Below are 15927 nucleotides of genomic sequence, written 5' to 3' on the forward strand. Positions count from 1 at the left end.
GTGGTTTCAGAAAAGGCTGCAGACATAAGCTTTTCGATCCTTTAGAGGAAGAGAAGAGGTGCAGATCCATGAAATTTACGTTTGCGGTATTGTCCGATATTCATGTGGTAGCATGGGACCCCGAGTCCCACCGCCGTTTGGAAGTCTGCCTGAAAGATTACGCATCCATGAAGCATCCGCCCGAGTTTATCGTGATTAACGGGGATTTAACCGAAGGATTCGTCGAGGATTATACGGTATTAAAACGTATTTTGTCCGAACATGTCCGCGTTCCCGTCTATGTGACGAACGGAAACCATGAATATTACCGCATGTGGTATAAGGACGGGAGTTTTAGCGTGGATACGTTCCCGAACGGATGGTCGACGGCGGAAGCGATGGCAAGGTTTCTCGGCTTTCTGGGAAAGCCCCTGCCCTATTACGACCTGCGCCTGAGGGGGCTGCGCTTCGTCTTTATGAGCGCCGAGCGCTACCGCGACACCGATCCGGCTATCCGGGAGGACGCCTGGATCAGCGACGAGCAGTTCGCCTGGCTGGAGCGGATTCTGCGGGAGGAATCCCCTCCGCGCCATGCCGAAGCGCAAAGCCGGGCCGAAACGGCTTCTGCGTCCGAGGCGGACCCGGCAGCCCTTGAAGCCGTCGGACCCGCAAGCAGCGAAGCGGGGACTGCGGCTTCCCCGGGAGAGGAAGAGGCCGGGCTGCAGCCGGCGGATTCCACGGGAGAAGAAGCATACCGCCCGCATGGCCGGGAGCGGCCGGTGTTCGTCTTCCTGCATCAGCCGCTTCCTCACACAGTGGCGGGAAGCTACGATCCCGGCGAGAAGGGGGTCGTGCAGGATGTGCGGCTTAGAGAGCTGCTGGGCCGGCACCCGAACGTGTGCTTCTTCTCGGGGCACACCCATTACACGCTGGCCAGTCCGGGGATTTATTTCGAGGACGGCTGCTCTCATATGGGGACCTCCTCTGTCCGCAGGCCCATCGGAGACGGCATTGACCCTGCCGCGCCCGTTGAAAGCGAAAGCGTCCTCGTCGAGGTGGCGCCTCATTCGGTAACGATCCGCGGACGCAGGCACAATACAGGAGAGTGGCTGTCTTCGGCACGATTTGTTAAGCGATACTGACTAGCCGCGGGGCCGGGCTGGAAATTCGGGAAACGGGCTGCCGCCGGGAAAACGGGAAAAGCCGCCTTTAGCAGAGCGTTCTGCATAAAGGCGGCTTTTCGGTTCAAGCCCGGGCTATTTCAAGGGGGGTTACAGCGGAGTGATGGTCGGCCATGCGAGCTCTACGCCGTTCCAGGATAAAATATTTTGCAAGCCTTCCAGTTTCGTCTTGTCCGCATGCACTTCACGGGGCTGATATCCGTTCTGTACGCAGTAGCCTGCAAGGAAGCCCGCCGCTTCTCCGATATTCCATTCCACCGGATGGAGACGGTAGCAGCCGTTCGTGATATGGGTCGTGCCGAGGTTCTTACACGCCGGCAGGAGATTGTTGACCCGGACGGGAATGAGGCTGCCGAGCGGAATCTGGAACGGAAGGGAGGACACGTCCAGATAGTTCCGTCCCGTCATGCTCGGATGGAGATCGATCCGGTAAGCGCCGATCCCGACCGAATCCGGGAACACTTCCGCACCCTTGTCGCCGCGGATCGCCGTGCTGACGTGCTGTTCCTTGACGGTGAATTCCGCCTTGATCCGGCGGGATTCCCGGATATACGGCGCTTGGGCCATACCGTCCTCGGTGCCGACGACGTCGGGGCGCAGACGCAGGCCGGGATAACCGGCTTTGCCGTCCGGACGCGGCGCTTCGGTCTGGAGCCAGTAGAGCAGAGAATAGCTGAGCTGCTTGGCCTGTTCGAGATTTTTCTTCGCTTCCGCTTCGGGAACGTCATAAATATTGCCGAGCCAGTAATCGTTCTGCGGCCAGTTCACGAGGGAAATATCGCTCGGGAACGTACCGGGCATAAAATTCGCCTTATCAATTACCCGGCGGTAATTGAACAGCGGATATTTCTCGGTGCCCGGAAACAGGGTATCTTCGGCAGGTTCAAGCGTCACCGGGTTCGGCGAAATCCAGCTGAGCTGCTTGTCCGGCCAGAAGTCCGCCTTATAATTGCGCCAGAACTTGTAATCTTTCGGTTTGTCGATGACATGATTCTCGCCTTCGAAATAATCCATCGCAAAACAGACGGTAAACGCCTGGATATCCTTCGGATCGGCGACTTCCGGCGCGCTCGGCTCCCCCGTATCTTTCCGGGATTCGGCACCTGTCACATACTCGACTTTCGCGAGAGGAAGAACGTCTCCGCACTCCGTCGCATCCAGGAAATACGGAGCGGTTAACGTATGTTTATGACCCAGATCCAAGTGCTTTACTTTGACAGCCCTGATTTTATCCCCGTCCGTCTCGGCCGCTGTAATGCGGTGGCGCGTGAGAATAATCAGTTTGCCACTGTTTACGTAAGGAGCAAGCATCTGCTCAAGGACCGCAAGCATGGCTCTCGGTTCCGCGCACAGACGGCTTACTCCGCCGTTGCCCGGATTCAGATTGACGATGGCGCGAGCCTCTGCCGTTAACGGGAAATAATCGCGGTAGTAAGAACGCACACCGTTGCGGAACTGCCGGAAGCTGCGGGTGCAGCCGAATTGCTCGATCCACTTGTGCTCGTCCGGCGGTACCGCCTGGCTGGTCAATTGCCCGCCGATCCAATCGGTTTCTTCCGTCATAATCACTTTCAATCCCATTTTTGCGGAAGCCAGAGCGGCCGCGCAGCCGCCGACGCCTCCGCCGATAATCACGACATCTGCTTTCAGTTCACGGTTCATAGTCGAATCCCTCCACAGTCTATATATATTTTCCTGATATTGGAATACCCTTTATTTTAACAAACATATGTTCCTGTTTTAATACGACCAAAGTCTCATTTTGAAGCAGGGCTTGTGCGAATAAAAGGAAGAGACCCCCTTTTTCCGAGGCCTGTTTACGTTTTTCCGAAACTTATTTCAAAAAAATTTTCAGCGGTTTTAAAAAAATAAAAGGACCTTCTAGTTTCTATGCGGGGACAAGAACGGCTATGCCTGCATGTCCTTCCGCTTGTTAACCGAAATAAAAATCAAGCATTAAAACAAGAGTTGTTTAGGCCTATATGCCTATATTAATAGTATAATATATTCCTGAAACTGATAAATTATAGTAAATATAAGTTAAAATAAAGTTGTGCTCTTCATCCAAAAATCGACGGTTCTCAGCATGAAAAACCCTTTGTGTGACAGGAAACTACAGAAATCGACCGTCCGAGCGTACAGGCAAACTTTGAAAAATATGGAGATGCACTAGGCAAATCGCCTAGTTTCAAGTACTATTCATGTAGAGACTAGAGAAGAAAACCGTGAACTGATTGTCTGACCGCGCAGAATGACGAAAAGGAGTCCCATCTATGAGCAAAATCGCCGATTTGAACAATTCGCTGCTGCTCCTCAACAGTATTTATTCCTCACTGACCAAATCCGAGCAGAAAGTGGCCGACACCGTATTAAAGGATCCTGAAGCTACCGTTTTCTATACGATTACGGACTTGGCGGAAAAAGCGGAAGTAGGTGAAACCTCCGTCATCCGTTTGTGCCGCAAGCTCGGCTACAAGGGATATCAGGAATTTAAACTATCGCTCGTCCAGGTGCTGGCTACGCCAAGCGAGCAGGTGCACGGCAAGATTGAGGAAAGCGACGATCTCGACCAGATCATGAAGAAAATGACCTCCCAAAACTCGCAGGCGGTGCAGAACTCGACATCTTTGCTTAACGTCCAGGAGCTGCAGCAAGCGATTGACGCTATTCTGGCGGCACGAAAAATTTTGTTTTTCGGAGTAGGGTCCTCGGGGATTACCGCCCAGGATGCCAAATACCGGTTCATGAGGCTCGGATTTAATGTGGACGCCGGTACCGACGGCCATATTATTGCCATGAACGCGTCTTTGGTGGAGAAAGGGGATGTTGTCGTCGGTATTTCTTCGTCGGGCAGCACCAAAGATCTTGTCGACGCTGTTCGCCTGGCCAAGCAGAAAGGCGCTTACATCATCTGCCTGACCAACCACGCCCGCTCGCCGATTGCGAATCAGAGCGATGTCGTTCTTCTCGCTACGGCGAAAGAAACACCTCTGCAGGGCGGAGCCTTCTCCTCGAAGCTGGCGCAGATCCATCTGCTGGATATTCTATCTACGGCCGTTGCCATGCAAATGAAGGATCAGACGTACCGGGCTTTGGAGCACACGGCGAAATCTGTTCTGGATAAACTGTACTAATCGCTACTCCTGCGCGCAGCCGGGGCCTACGGGTCCCGGCTTTTTGCTGCTCCCGGAAGGGATGAACCGCCAGGCGCATCCCGGCCGGAATTATTTCCGAGCATGCCTGTCCATCAGTCGGCTAAGCTCCGGCGGGTAATCCGGAATTTTTAAATCGAATCCATCGGTCGGGCGGAAAAAAATCCGGGAAGCTTTCTTCTTCAGTTTATAGCAGGATGGAAGGGGTGGCAATTGTTGTCAGATGAAGATAAGGTAAACCGTCGCTTGTCCTTATCAGACATGTTTCCTGCAAGAAACCCGTATAGTGTTAGCGGAACCCTAATTCTTAGGCGGGGAGGAAACGGTGTTGCCGGCTGAACAGCGGAAAGAGGCAGAGAAAAGGAGGAATCGCATTTTTTCTGCGCCCCGGACAGATCGGATTATGAAAAGCAGGGCGTACCGGACGGCGGTCCCGGTCATTCTGCTGATCGGATTGGCCGAACATGCGTATTGGATCTATCATTTGGGCAAAAACGAGCCGGCAGGCTTTGTTTCCAGGCAGGAGTGGGCCTCGGTTCTTCTTCTGACGGTGATCCTTTTTAGCGGCTGTTTACGTTATATGGGCTATAAAAGAGCGGAAGGATTCGCGGAAAGCCTGAAAACGCTCCTGTGCATGCTCTTGTTCGTTCTCTACGCTTTTTACTGCGGAGCGGGCTGGTCTTCGGCAGTTGAAGCCGGGGGAGGGCCGGAGGCCGGCCAATCGTATTTGCTGGAAGCCCGGACAACGACATTTGCCGCAGCGGCGGGTACGGCGCTATATGCGATCTGGAAGTGGCTTGGGGCAAAACTTACACGTGAGCGTCGTGAATAACGCAAACCAGCTGCGGCAGGAGCCGGATGAATTTGAGTGTGAGCAGACTTGATCGTACCAAACGGACCCGTGAGGTCCGTTTGGTTTTAGAGCAAGCTAGGGGAATGGCCGTTTAAAAAACCTCGTATTATGGTTAATTTTGCTGGTGATACAAACAGAGGGGGGTCAACGGCATTTTTACAAAAAAATTTATCGGTGCAAAAGGAATCCAACTCCACACTTTTTACGAAATGGAAGATAAGGGCGATCTTTGGTGGAAAGGAGCTCCAACATGAATGAGTGGCCGGAAGATTCGCAGCTAGTGCGCCGTATCGCTCTAAAGCAGCCCCAGGCGCTGGAGCAATTGTACGACCGTTACGAACGTCCGATGTATTCGTTCGCCTATCGCATTGTCAAAGATTCGATGATGGCGGAAGAGGTTGTTCAGGAGCTTTTCCTGCGCATCTGGAATCATGCCGAGCGGTACGAGGACTCCCAGGGCAAGCTGTCAACATGGATGTTCGCGATAGCCCGCAACATTGCCATTGACACGCTTCGCAGGAAACAGACGCGCACGTCCGGGCAGCTTGCCGAGCCGGATAAGCTGCTTCAGGTGGCGGACCGGAGCAGGGGGACTGAAGAGGAAGTGGAACTCCGTTTTATGGGAGAAGAACTTGCTTCGGCGATGGAGGATCTGAACGAGGATCAGAAGAAAGTGATCGATCTTATTTATTTTAAAGGATATACTCATCAGGAAGTATCTCAGAAACAGGAAATTCCGCTTGGCACGGTAAAAAGCCGGGTAAGGCTGGCCATGAAGCAGCTTAAGGAGAAGCTCGCGGGCCGAGGAAAGGAGGGAGCGCACATATGAGCAGACAAGAATCTCCTAACATGTGCGAATGGTTGGAACTCTATATGCTCGGGGGGCTGTCACAGTCCGAAAGAGAACAGATGGAAGAGCATCTGAGTCACTGCGGGGCATGCAAGAAAGAAAGAGAAGAACTGCAGGCTGTAATGGATCTGCTTCCCTATACGGCGGAGCCTGCCCCGGTTCCGGACGGAATGAAACAGCGCGTTCTTGGCCGTATTCTGGGGAGTGAAGCGGATCATTCCGGACAACCGCATTTGACAGGCGCAAGTGCTCTTCAGGAGCAGGCACAGGCGCAATATCGTGTAACGGACACGTCCGCAGCAGCCGAATTACAAAAGCCTGCCGGAAGGACGGAATCCGAACCGGTGCCGGCCGGGGAGCATGAGCCGGTTTCCGCGAGAAGACCTGCGGGCAGAAAAAGCCGGACCTTTATCAGGTGGGCGGCCGGCACGGGAATCGCCGCCGCTGCGGTTATCCTCGGTTGGGTCAACATGCAGCTGAGAGAGGATGTCCGTTCGCTGAAAGGACTTAATGCCTCGCTCCAGCAAAGCGTATCTTCGCTTCAGGGACAGCTTACGCTGGCCGGACAGCCTTCACAGGCATCGAAGGCGAACAAAGTGGTGAAGCTGAACCCTGCCGTTGAAGGCATCGTGGCGCAAGGCCTCGCTACAATCGTGATCGACGCTAAGGGCACCCACCTGGTTGTACAGGCCGAGAATCTTCCGGCCCTGCGGGATTCGCAGGCGTTCCAGGTCTGGCTCATCAAAGGCGAGCAGAAGGTAAATGCGGGAACTTTCCTGCCCCAGGGGGGCTCGGGCGCTCTCTATTACACCTTCGAGCCGCAGGATTACGACACGGTCGCCATCACGCTGGAACCGGATGCGGGGGGAACTCAGCCCCGGGGGTCGCTTGTGCTGGCCGCGAAAATTTGAGGGCGGATTGTATGCTTAAGCCGTCCGTGAGACAGGAAGCGGCCAAACTCAAAAGCCTGAAAGCACCAAAAGCTTAAGCATAACGCCGGTATACCGTTCATCATGCGAAGTGCTTATACCGAAGCGGCGTGAGAGAGAGTTAAACCACGGACGGGGCAAGAAGCGCCCCGAAAGAAGACAGCCTGGCTGCGTAAAAACCGCGCAGCCAGGCCGGAACCCCGGCGGCACGCATCCGCCCGTCCAGCGAAAAGCCCCGAGCACAGCCGGTTTACCGGCGTGTTCGGGGCTTTTTTGACGCTTATAGGAACGGGCGGAGCAATCGCCGGTTACAGCGCTTTGCGGAATTCTTCCGTCAGCAGCGGCACGACATCGAACAGGTCTCCGACGATCCCGTAGTCGGCGACTTTGAAGATCGGCGCCTCCGGGTCCTTGTTGATCGCGATGATGACCCGCGATCCGCTCATCCCGGCCAGATGCTGGATGGCGCCGCTGATGCCGCATGCGATGTAAATCTCGGGCGTGACCACCTTGCCGGTCTGCCCGATCTGCATCGCATAGTCGCAGTACCCGGCGTCGCAGGCTCCTCGCGACGCACCCACCGCTCCGCCGAGCACGCCGGCCAGCTCCTCGAGCGGCTTGAACCCGTCGGCGCTCTTGACGCCGCGCCCGCCGGAGATGACGACCTTGGCTTCGGCAAGGTCGATTTTGCCCGAGGTCTTCTGAACGACCTCGCGGATGACCGTACGAAGGGATGGAGCTTCGTACGCCACGTGTTCGACCGCCGCCGAAGCGCCTTCCGCGGCGGCGGGAGCGGCGATGTTGTTGGGCCGGACGGTGACGACCCACGGGGATGAGGTGAACGCTTTCTTTTCGAGCGCTTTACCCGCGTAGATCGGGCGCGTAAACACGGCTTTACCGCCGTCCGATTCAACGGCCGTCACATCGGATATCTGCCCGGCCCCGAGCAGGGAAGCGATTTGCGGGGCAAGGTCCTTGCCGATGGCGGTGTGGCCGAACAAGACCGCGTCGGGCTCCGCTTGCCGGATAATATCGTGAAGCGCCTTGCCGTAAGCTTCCGGGTTGTAGTCCTTAAGATCGGCATGGTCGGTCACGTAAACTTTCTCGACACCGTATGCGGCCAGTTCATCGGCAAGGCCGGACACGCCGGAGCCGATCAGAGCGGCGAGAACGGAATACCCTTCGGCGGCAGCCGCCTTCGCCGCGCCGATCGTTTCGAAAGAGACCTGGCGAAGAGCGCCGCCTTTAGCTTCAGCTACAATCAGGTATGTGTTGGACATGATTCAGTCGCCTCCTAAATGGACTCATAAAGGGAATAAGTGCGCAAAATGACCGCGGAAAAATCAAAGGACCAATCAGATAACCTTCGCTTCCGTACGCAAAAGCTGCACAAGCTCCGCAGCCGTCTGCGCGGGTTCGCCCTTGAGCGTTTTTCCGGCCTTGCGCGGAGGCGGCAGGAACAGATCCACGCGTTCGGTGCGGGATTCCACTGTGCCAAGACCGATATCGTCCAGTGTGATTTCACGGAACGGCTTCTTCTTGGCCTTCATGATTCCCTGTAGGGAAGGATAGCGGGGCTCGTTTAATCCCTGTTGGGCCGTAAAGAGCGCCGGAAGCGTCACTTCCGCCGCTTCCAGGTCCCCTTCGGCGTCGCGGTGTACATTCGCCTTCCCGCCGGCGATTTCAAGCTTCGTAATCGAGCTGACGTGGGGGATACCGAGCAGCGTAGCGAGACGGACGGCCACCTGGCCGGCACCGTTGTCGACGGAGAAGTTTCCGCCGAGAACAAGATCGTACGCTTCCCGGGACAGGAAAGCATGAAGCGCCTGGGCCACGGCATGCTCATCGCCGCCGATGCGCTTATCGTTGATCAGGACGGCTTCGTCGGCTCCCATCGCGAGCGCGCTCCGCAAAGCCTCGGCGGAACGCTCCGGGCCGGCGGAAACGACGACGACCTTGCCTCCCTGCTCGTCGCGGAGCTGAATAGCCTGTTCCACTGCATATTCGTCATAGGGATTGATGACAAACTTGACGCCATCCTCCGAAATTTGTCCGTTCTCAAGCACGATTTTTTCCTCGGTATCAAACGTTTGTTTCAGCAGCACGAAAATGTCCATCGCTGGTGTCCCCTTCCTCTTTTGAAATGAGTATCCTCTATGGATAATCGACTTTTAAGCCTGAATTCCCTGAAGAAAGAACTGTACAGTGCCGTCCACCTGAGCGGACAACGAATATTTGCGTCCGGAAATGAGCCAGGAGGTGACGACTTCGTCCATCGCCCCGAACAGCAGCAGACGGGTCAGCTTCACATCGAGATCGGCCCGGAACAATTTCTCCTCGACGCCCTGCACAAGAAGTTTCTCGATTAATTCAATATACGGCTTAACGGCTTTTCCTATTTCTTTGCGAAGCTCAAGCGAACTTTGCCGAAGCTCGATCTGAGTGACGAAGGCGAGATCGACGTTATTTTCCAGCTCCGTATAATGGATCTCGCAAACTTTGCGAAGCGCTTCCTTAACGCCGGTGGTCTGCTCGATATGCATATGGAACTTGCCTACAAGCTCACCGAGTTTCTCACGGAACAAGGAGATGAGAATATCCTCCTTTCTTTTGAAGTACAAATAAATCGTACCGTCCGCGACGCCGGCCGCTTTGGCAATCTTGGAAACCTGAGAGCGGTGAAACCCGTGTTCGGCGAATACTTTCAACGCAGCTTCGAGAATTAAATCATATTTTTCTTTTTTTTTGCTTGTCATGGAATCACCTCGGTGCTAAAATACGAATTAAATAGTGAATGAATACTCATTCATTTTCTACAACCATCATAAAATAGATCCAGGGCAATGTCAATGACTGAATGACCCGCTGTTAAGGCGAAGTTCCGAGGTTGTGGCACCATGAGAAAAGCATGTTTGATCCGAACGTTAGTCAGGAGAACCATGCTTTTGTTTGCCGGGGACATGTAAACGCTTTATATGGTGGAAATGAGAAAACGTGTATAGCATCCGAGAAAGGGGTTGTTTCCGATGCTGGGAGCGATCGTGCAGTTGATTCTGTTTCTGGGCGTGACGGGATTCGGCGTTTACCTGTTCGCCAAAGCGGTGTACCACCGTTACCTATATGTGAAGCTCGGACAGCCGGTCGATTGGGGAGGACAGCTTCAGGAAAGGCTGAAAGACTTCGCCGTTCAAGTGTTCGGCCAAACGAAGCTGCTCAAGGACAAGAAAAGCGGCATCATGCACATGGTCATTTTTTACGGATTCATTATTCTTCAGTTCGGCGCGCTGGATATTATCGTCAAAGGGCTTTCCGGTCACGGGCTGCCGCTTCCCGGTTACGAAGCGTTCGGTCTGATCCAGGAAATCACGGTGGCGGCTATTCTGATCGCCATGGGTTACGCCGCATACCGCCGGTACGGAGAGAAGCTGAAACGGCTGAAGAGAGGATGGAAGCCGAGCCTGGTCGTCTACTTTATTTTCAGCCTGATGGTTTCGGTGCTTCTCACGCTTGCTTTCGACCGGATCCGGGAAGAGCTGGAGCCTTCCGCCATGGCACCGATCTCGTCCGTGTTGGCCGCTGCGTTCGAGTGGATGCCTCTTGGGGCGGCCGCCGTTCTGTATCACGTGTTCTGGTGGGCGCACCTGCTCATTCTGCTGGCGTTCCTGGTCTATGTGCCCCAGTCCAAGCATTTTCATCTCATTACGGCTCCTCTTAACATTTTGCTGAAAAGACGAGAACCTGCCGGACGGCTGCGGAAGCTGGATTTGGAAGACGAGGAAGCTGAATCTTTCGGCCTGAGTAAGATCGAAGATTTGACGCAGAAGCAGATGCTTGACCTGTATGCCTGCGTGGAATGCGGACGCTGCACCAACGTGTGTCCCGCCTCGGGCACCGGTAAAATGCTTTCGCCGATGCATATGATCGTGAAGCTGCGCGATCACTTGACGGAGAAGGGGGCGGCGGTTACGAGCAAATCCCCTTGGGTGCCCGCTTTCGCTTTCTCGGGGAGTTCGGTGCATGAGATGAACGCCGATGGACATGAGCTGGGCGCATGGAACGGCTCGGGCATCACCGATATCGGTCCGACGATGAACGCGCAGAAGCACTCCTGGGTGACGACGGGGAAAAAGCCACAGGAGATGGAGCTGGTCGGCGATGTCATGACCGAAGAGGAAATCTGGTCCTGCACGACGTGCCGCAACTGCGAGGACCAGTGTCCGGTAGCCAACGAGCATGTGGACAAAATCGTCGATTTGCGCAGGCATCTCGTCCTGATGCAGGGCTCCATGCCGCATGACGGCCAGCGGGCCATGCAGAACATCGAGCGCCAGGGCAACCCGTGGGGAATTTCGCGCAACGACCGGGCCAAATGGGTGCAGGAAATCGATCCCGAAGGCGAACTCCGCGTTCCGACGGTCAAAGAAAACCCGGAATTCGACATTCTGTTTTTCGTCGGTTCGATGGGTTCTTACGACAATCGGAGCCGCAAAATCACGCGTTCCTTCGTCCGCCTTATGAATGAAGCGAACGTCAATTTCGCTATTCTCGGCAACGAAGAGAAGAACTCCGGCGATACCCCGAGGCGGCTGGGGAACGAGTTTTTATTCCAGCAGCTCTGCGAGGAAAACAGTAAGATTTTCCGGAAATACGGGGTGCGCAAAATCGTGACTACTTGCCCGCATACGTACAACACCTTGAAGAACGAATATCCCGAATTCGGACTGGAAGCCGAGGTTCTTCACCATACGGAACTTCTGGATGAACTGGTCCGCACCGGAAAGCTGACTCCGAGCCATGAGGTGAACGAACGGATCACGTATCACGATTCGTGTTACCTCGGCCGTTACAATAACGTCTACGATCAGCCCCGCAATGTGCTCAAAGCGATTCCCGGCGTGGAATTGGTTGAAATGACCCGTTCCCGTGAGAACGGGATGTGCTGCGGCGCGGGCGGAGGCATGATGTGGATGGAGGAAACGGCCGGCAAGAGAGTCAACCTGGCCCGGACCGAGCAGGCGCTGGAGGTTAACCCGACGGTGATTTCATCGGCTTGTCCGTACTGCCTGACCATGATGGAAGACGGCACGAAATTGAAAGAAGCCGAAGAAACGGTCAAAACCCGGGATATCGCAGAAATACTCGAAGAATCCGTATTTGGTGCGAAGGCACCGGCGCCGTCCAAGACCGTTTCGTAAGATCAAGCGGCCGGACGGCAGACGAAGATCAGGAGGGAATCCGACATGGTGAATCAGATTCAGAAAGCGGCCGTTATCGGCTCCGGCGTGATGGGAGCGGCCATTGCGGCACACTTGGCAGGTGCGGGTATTTCGTGCCTGCTGCTGGATATTGTTCCGACGGTTTTGACGGACGAGGAGACGAAAGCGGGTCTGACTATGGAGCAGCCGAAAGTGAGAAACCGCCTGGCGGCGGGAGCGATCGAGAGGCTGAAGCAAACGAATCCGGCACCGCTGTACAGCGAAGCGTTTGCGGCGCGCATCACACCCGGAAACCTGGAAGACGATCTGGCCCGATTATCGGGCGTCGACTGGATTATCGAAGTGGTCGTGGAACGCCTGGACGTGAAGAAGCAGCTCCTGGCCCGGATCGAGCAGGTCTGGAAGCCGGGAACGATTGTGTCCTCCAATACGTCCGGGATTTCCATTCAAGCGATGGCGGAGGACTGCGGTCCGGAATTCAAGCGGCACTTTTTAGGCACTCATTTCTTTAATCCGCCGAGATATATGAAGCTGCTTGAAATCATTCCGGGAGAATCCACCGATCCCGAAATTCTCCGCTTCATGGCTGATTTTTGCGAGAAGAGGCTCGGGAAAGGCGTCGTAACGGCCAAGGATACGCCGAATTTTATCGCCAACCGGATCGGCACGTACGGGCTGCTCGTCACACTCCGGGAAATGCTGGAGAAAGGTTATACCGTGGAAGAAGTCGATGCCGTAACGGGCCCCGCACTTGGACGTCCGAAAAGCGCCACGTTCCGTACGCTGGATCTCGTCGGGCTCGATACTTTCGTTCACGTAGCAAGGAATGTTTACGACCTGGTCGATAACGAAGCGGAGAAAACGATTTTCGACGTTCCTGCGGAGCTGACCGGCATGGTGGAGCGGGGGTGGACCGGCGAGAAGAAGGGGCAGGGTTTTTATAAGAAGATAAAAAATGAAAAAGGAAAAGAAATCCAGGCCCTCGATCTCGGGACCATGGAATATGCGCCGTCGCGGAAAATTTCCTCTGCGTCACTGGAAGCGGCCAAGAACGCCAAAGGCACGGCCGGTAAAATCAAAACGCTGCTCTCGACCCCGGACAAATATTCCGAGCTGGCCTGGAACGTGGTCAAACCCGTCCTGCTTTATTCGGCCGACAAACTGGGGGAAATCGCGGATTCCATCGTGGAGATCGACAATGCGATGAAGTGGGGCTTCAACTGGGATCTGGGGCCTTTCGAGCTGTGGGACGTCATCGGTCTGGAGCGCTCGGTCAAAAGAATGGAACAAGAAGGCGATACCGTTCCCGCCTGGGTGAAGGAGTGGCTTGCGGCCGGACACACCGGTTTTTACGAAAAGCGTGATGGCATGACGTTTTATTACAACCAGGGCACGTATAAGGAAGTCGACACGCGTCCGGAGCATATCTCGCTAAAAGCGTTCAAGCAGCAGAACAAAGTCATTCTGAGCAATAGCGGCGCGAGTCTGATCGACATCGGCGACGGCGTTGCGTGTCTGGAGTTTCATTCGCCTAACAATGCGATTGGCGCCGATATTTTGACAATGGTGCAGAAAAGCACGGAAGAGGTGAGGCGCAATTATCGCGGGTTGGTCCTCGCCAACGAAGGCCGTCACTTCTGCGTGGGAGCGAACGTGATGATCCTGCTCATGGAGGCGCAGGACGGGGAGTGGGATGAAGTGGACAGCATCATCCGGCTGTTCCAGAACTCCATGATGACGCTGAAAAAGCTGGAGAAGCCGGTCGTCGCCGCGCCTCACAGCATGACGCTCGGAGGCGGTGTCGAAGCGTGTCTGCCGGCCGACCGGATTATTTTCTCGCCGGAAACCTACTTCGGCTTGGTCGAAGTGGGGGTCGGTGTCATTCCGGCCGGAGGCGGCTGCAAGGAAATGGCGCTGCGGAGCAGCCAGCTTGCCGCGGGCGATCCCGAGGTGGATCTTCAGCCGTACATCAACCGTTACTTCGAAACGATCGGGATGGCGAAGGTGTCTGCCAGCGGCTACGATACGAAGCGGCTCGGCTATATGGGCCCTAGAGATTCCGTCGTTCTGAACGGCGATCACCGGATTTATACCGCCAAGCAGGCGGTGCTGGCTATGGACCGCGAAGGCTATGTGCTCCCGCAGGAAGAGAAGATCCGGGTCGTCGGCGACAGTGGCAAAGCTGTGCTGCAAATCGCGTCGTATACGATGAAGCTGGGCGGTTACATCAGCGACCACGACCAGCTTATCGCGAACAAACTGGCGCACGTGCTCGCGGGAGGAGACGTTCCGGCCGGAAGCCTGGTGTCGGAACAGTACATGCTGGATCTGGAGCGCGAGGCGTTCCTGAGCTTGTGCGGCGAACCGAAAACCCAGCAGCGGATGCAGCATATGCTGTCCAAAGGCAAGCCGCTGCGCAACTAATTCAGGACGAAGCGAGGGGAGAACACAATGAAAGAAGCGGTCATTGTATCGATAGTGCGCACTCCGGTAGGCAAAGCGAAGAAAGGCAGTCTTGCCCAGACGAGGGCCGAAGATCTCGGGCGCATCGTCCTGAACGAGGCGGTCAGACGGGCGCCGGGACTGCGCAAGGAGGACGTGGAGGACATCATCATTGGCTGCGCGATGCCGGAAGGCGAGCAGGGGCTGAACTTCGCCAGGACGATGGCCCTGTACGCGGGCTTCCCGGCTGCGGTTCCGGCCGTCACGATCAACCGGTTCTGCTCGTCCGGGCTGCAGTCCATCTCCTATGCGGCGGAGCGGATCATGCTCAGGCAGGCCGACGTGATCATTGCCGGAGGCGTGGAAAGCATGAGCCACGTGCCCATGACCGGGTTCAAGCTGTCGCCGCATCCGAAGCTGGCCGTGGAGATGCCCGAAGCTTACATGGGCATGGGACACACGGCGGAGAACGTTGCGCAGCGGTTCGGCATCTCCCGCGAGGATCAGGACGCCTTTGCGGCGGAGAGCCACCGCAAGGCGGCTGCCGCGATTGCCGCAGGCCGGTTTAAGGAGGAGATCGTTCCCGTCGAGACGAGCGTGAAAGGGGTGGACGCCGGCGGCAAGCGCTGGGAGAAGCCGGTCGTGCTCGACACGGACGAAGGCGTCCGTGCCGATACGACAACCGGTGTGCTCGCGAAGCTGCGTCCCGCCTTTGCGCTGAAAGGCAGCGTAACGGCCGGCAACGCCTCGCAGACGAGCGACGGCGCGGCGGCGGCTGTGCTGATGAGCCGCGAGCGCGCGGAGGAGCTGGGCTTGAAGCCGCTCGCGGCATTCCGTTCCTTCGCCCTGGCGGGTGTAGCGCCCGAGATCATGGGCGTCGGGCCGATCGAAGCGATTCCGAAGGCGTTGAAGCAGGCCGGGATCACGCAGGATCAGGTGGATTTGTACGAGATCAACGAAGCGTTCGCTTCCCAGTGCGTGCACATTATCCGCGAGCTGAAGCTGGACGAAGCGAAGGTGAACGTCAACGGCGGCGCGATCGCGCTCGGTCATCCGCTGGGATGTACGGGCACGAAGCTGACGGCCAGTCTGGTTTACGAACTGAGACGCAGAGGCGGCGGGTACGGTGTCGTGTCGATGTGCATCGGAGGCGGAATGGGAGCGGCCGGGGTGTTTGAAGTTTACGGAGAATAACGGGCCCCGGTCGTTCGGGCGTCAAAGCACGGTTTGCCGGCTCACGGGTCCGCGGATTGAAGGAGCCGTGAGCCGGTCTTTTGGAACCCTCACGGCTCCAGAGACCGGCTTCGTCCTTGCGGGGGTAAACC

The 15927-nt window shown here is 56.1% G+C and carries 12 protein-coding genes; 8 read left to right on the top strand and 4 right to left on the bottom strand.

Going from position 1 to position 15927, the window contains the following annotated elements; all coding sequences use genetic code 11:
* Positions 1-68 precede the first annotated feature (68 nt).
* Positions 69-1121: a metallophosphoesterase family protein gene (locus tag AC2TF6_RS10690; protein WP_491310963.1), complete on the top strand. Its 1053-nt coding sequence runs from the start codon at positions 69-71 to the stop codon at positions 1119-1121.
* Between the two features lie 129 nt (positions 1122-1250).
* Here the strand turns inward: AC2TF6_RS10690 and AC2TF6_RS10695 are convergent, their stop codons facing one another.
* On the bottom strand, positions 1251-2822 hold the full coding sequence (locus AC2TF6_RS10695) for an FAD-dependent oxidoreductase (protein WP_009672881.1): 1572 nt from the start codon (positions 2820-2822) through the stop codon (positions 1251-1253).
* Positions 2823-3433: 611 nt separating this feature from the next.
* Here AC2TF6_RS10695 and AC2TF6_RS10700 point away from each other — a divergent pair.
* The 4 genes from AC2TF6_RS10700 (at position 3434) to AC2TF6_RS10715 (ending at position 6926) form a co-directional block, all read left to right on the top strand.
* The gene (locus AC2TF6_RS10700; RefSeq protein ID WP_009672812.1) at positions 3434-4294 is read left to right on the top strand and encodes a MurR/RpiR family transcriptional regulator; all 861 of its coding nucleotides are present in this window, start codon (positions 3434-3436) and stop codon (positions 4292-4294) included.
* A 421-nt stretch (positions 4295-4715) separates the two neighbouring features.
* A complete protein-coding gene (locus tag AC2TF6_RS10705; protein WP_491310964.1) occupies positions 4716-5144 on the top strand; it encodes a hypothetical protein in 429 nt (142 codons plus the stop codon).
* 271 nt (positions 5145-5415) lie between these two features.
* Entirely contained in the window at positions 5416-5994 is a 579-nt protein-coding gene (locus AC2TF6_RS10710) for an RNA polymerase sigma factor (protein WP_491310965.1), read from the top strand.
* On the top strand, positions 5991-6926 hold the full coding sequence (locus tag AC2TF6_RS10715) for an anti-sigma factor (protein WP_491310966.1): 936 nt from the start codon (positions 5991-5993) through the stop codon (positions 6924-6926). The genes AC2TF6_RS10710 and AC2TF6_RS10715 overlap by 4 nt, the downstream gene beginning before the upstream one ends.
* Positions 6927-7252: 326 nt before the next feature.
* Here the strand turns inward: AC2TF6_RS10715 and AC2TF6_RS10720 are convergent, their stop codons facing one another.
* The 3 genes from AC2TF6_RS10720 to fadR form a co-directional block, all read right to left on the bottom strand.
* Positions 7253-8224, bottom strand: a complete 972-nt coding sequence (locus AC2TF6_RS10720) for an electron transfer flavoprotein subunit alpha/FixB family protein (RefSeq protein WP_491310967.1) — start codon at positions 8222-8224, stop codon at positions 7253-7255.
* A gap of 75 nt (positions 8225-8299) precedes the next feature.
* Entirely contained in the window at positions 8300-9061 is a 762-nt protein-coding gene (locus AC2TF6_RS10725) for an electron transfer flavoprotein subunit beta/FixA family protein (protein ID WP_491310968.1), read from the bottom strand.
* 54 nt (positions 9062-9115) lie between these two features.
* Positions 9116-9700, bottom strand: a complete 585-nt coding sequence (gene fadR, locus AC2TF6_RS10730; protein WP_016423441.1) for a fatty acid metabolism transcriptional regulator FadR — start codon at positions 9698-9700, stop codon at positions 9116-9118.
* A 270-nt stretch (positions 9701-9970) separates the two neighbouring features.
* Here fadR and AC2TF6_RS10735 point away from each other — a divergent pair, with 270 nt between their 5' ends.
* The 3 genes from AC2TF6_RS10735 to AC2TF6_RS10745 are packed head-to-tail and all read left to right on the top strand — an operon-like array spanning position 9971 to position 15796.
* Positions 9971-12139, top strand: coding sequence for a (Fe-S)-binding protein (locus AC2TF6_RS10735; RefSeq protein ID WP_491310969.1), 2169 nt, complete (start codon positions 9971-9973; stop codon positions 12137-12139).
* 45 nt (positions 12140-12184) lie between these two features.
* Positions 12185-14584: a 3-hydroxyacyl-CoA dehydrogenase/enoyl-CoA hydratase family protein gene (locus AC2TF6_RS10740; protein WP_491310970.1), complete on the top strand. Its 2400-nt coding sequence runs from the start codon at positions 12185-12187 to the stop codon at positions 14582-14584.
* 27 nt (positions 14585-14611) lie between these two features.
* Positions 14612-15796: an acetyl-CoA C-acyltransferase gene (locus AC2TF6_RS10745; protein ID WP_491310971.1), complete on the top strand. Its 1185-nt coding sequence runs from the start codon at positions 14612-14614 to the stop codon at positions 15794-15796.
* Positions 15797-15927 lie beyond the last annotated feature (131 nt).

The organism is Paenibacillus sp. JNUCC 35, from assembly GCF_058269095.1.

Coding starts and splice junctions, on each gene's coding strand:
- AC2TF6_RS10690 (WP_491310963.1), top strand. CDS start 69: ATGAAATTTACGTTTGCGGTATTGTCCGATATTCATGTGGTAGCATGG.
- AC2TF6_RS10695 (WP_009672881.1), bottom strand. CDS start 2,822: ATGAACCGTGAACTGAAAGCAGATGTCGTGATTATCGGCGGAGGCGTC.
- AC2TF6_RS10700 (WP_009672812.1), top strand. CDS start 3,434: ATGAGCAAAATCGCCGATTTGAACAATTCGCTGCTGCTCCTCAACAGT.
- AC2TF6_RS10705 (WP_491310964.1), top strand. CDS start 4,716: ATGAAAAGCAGGGCGTACCGGACGGCGGTCCCGGTCATTCTGCTGATC.
- AC2TF6_RS10710 (WP_491310965.1), top strand. CDS start 5,416: ATGAATGAGTGGCCGGAAGATTCGCAGCTAGTGCGCCGTATCGCTCTA.
- AC2TF6_RS10715 (WP_491310966.1), top strand. CDS start 5,991: ATGAGCAGACAAGAATCTCCTAACATGTGCGAATGGTTGGAACTCTAT.
- AC2TF6_RS10720 (WP_491310967.1), bottom strand. CDS start 8,224: ATGTCCAACACATACCTGATTGTAGCTGAAGCTAAAGGCGGCGCTCTT.
- AC2TF6_RS10725 (WP_491310968.1), bottom strand. CDS start 9,061: ATGGACATTTTCGTGCTGCTGAAACAAACGTTTGATACCGAGGAAAAA.
- fadR (WP_016423441.1), bottom strand. CDS start 9,700: ATGACAAGCAAAAAAAAAGAAAAATATGATTTAATTCTCGAAGCTGCG.
- AC2TF6_RS10735 (WP_491310969.1), top strand. CDS start 9,971: ATGCTGGGAGCGATCGTGCAGTTGATTCTGTTTCTGGGCGTGACGGGA.
- AC2TF6_RS10740 (WP_491310970.1), top strand. CDS start 12,185: ATGGTGAATCAGATTCAGAAAGCGGCCGTTATCGGCTCCGGCGTGATG.
- AC2TF6_RS10745 (WP_491310971.1), top strand. CDS start 14,612: ATGAAAGAAGCGGTCATTGTATCGATAGTGCGCACTCCGGTAGGCAAA.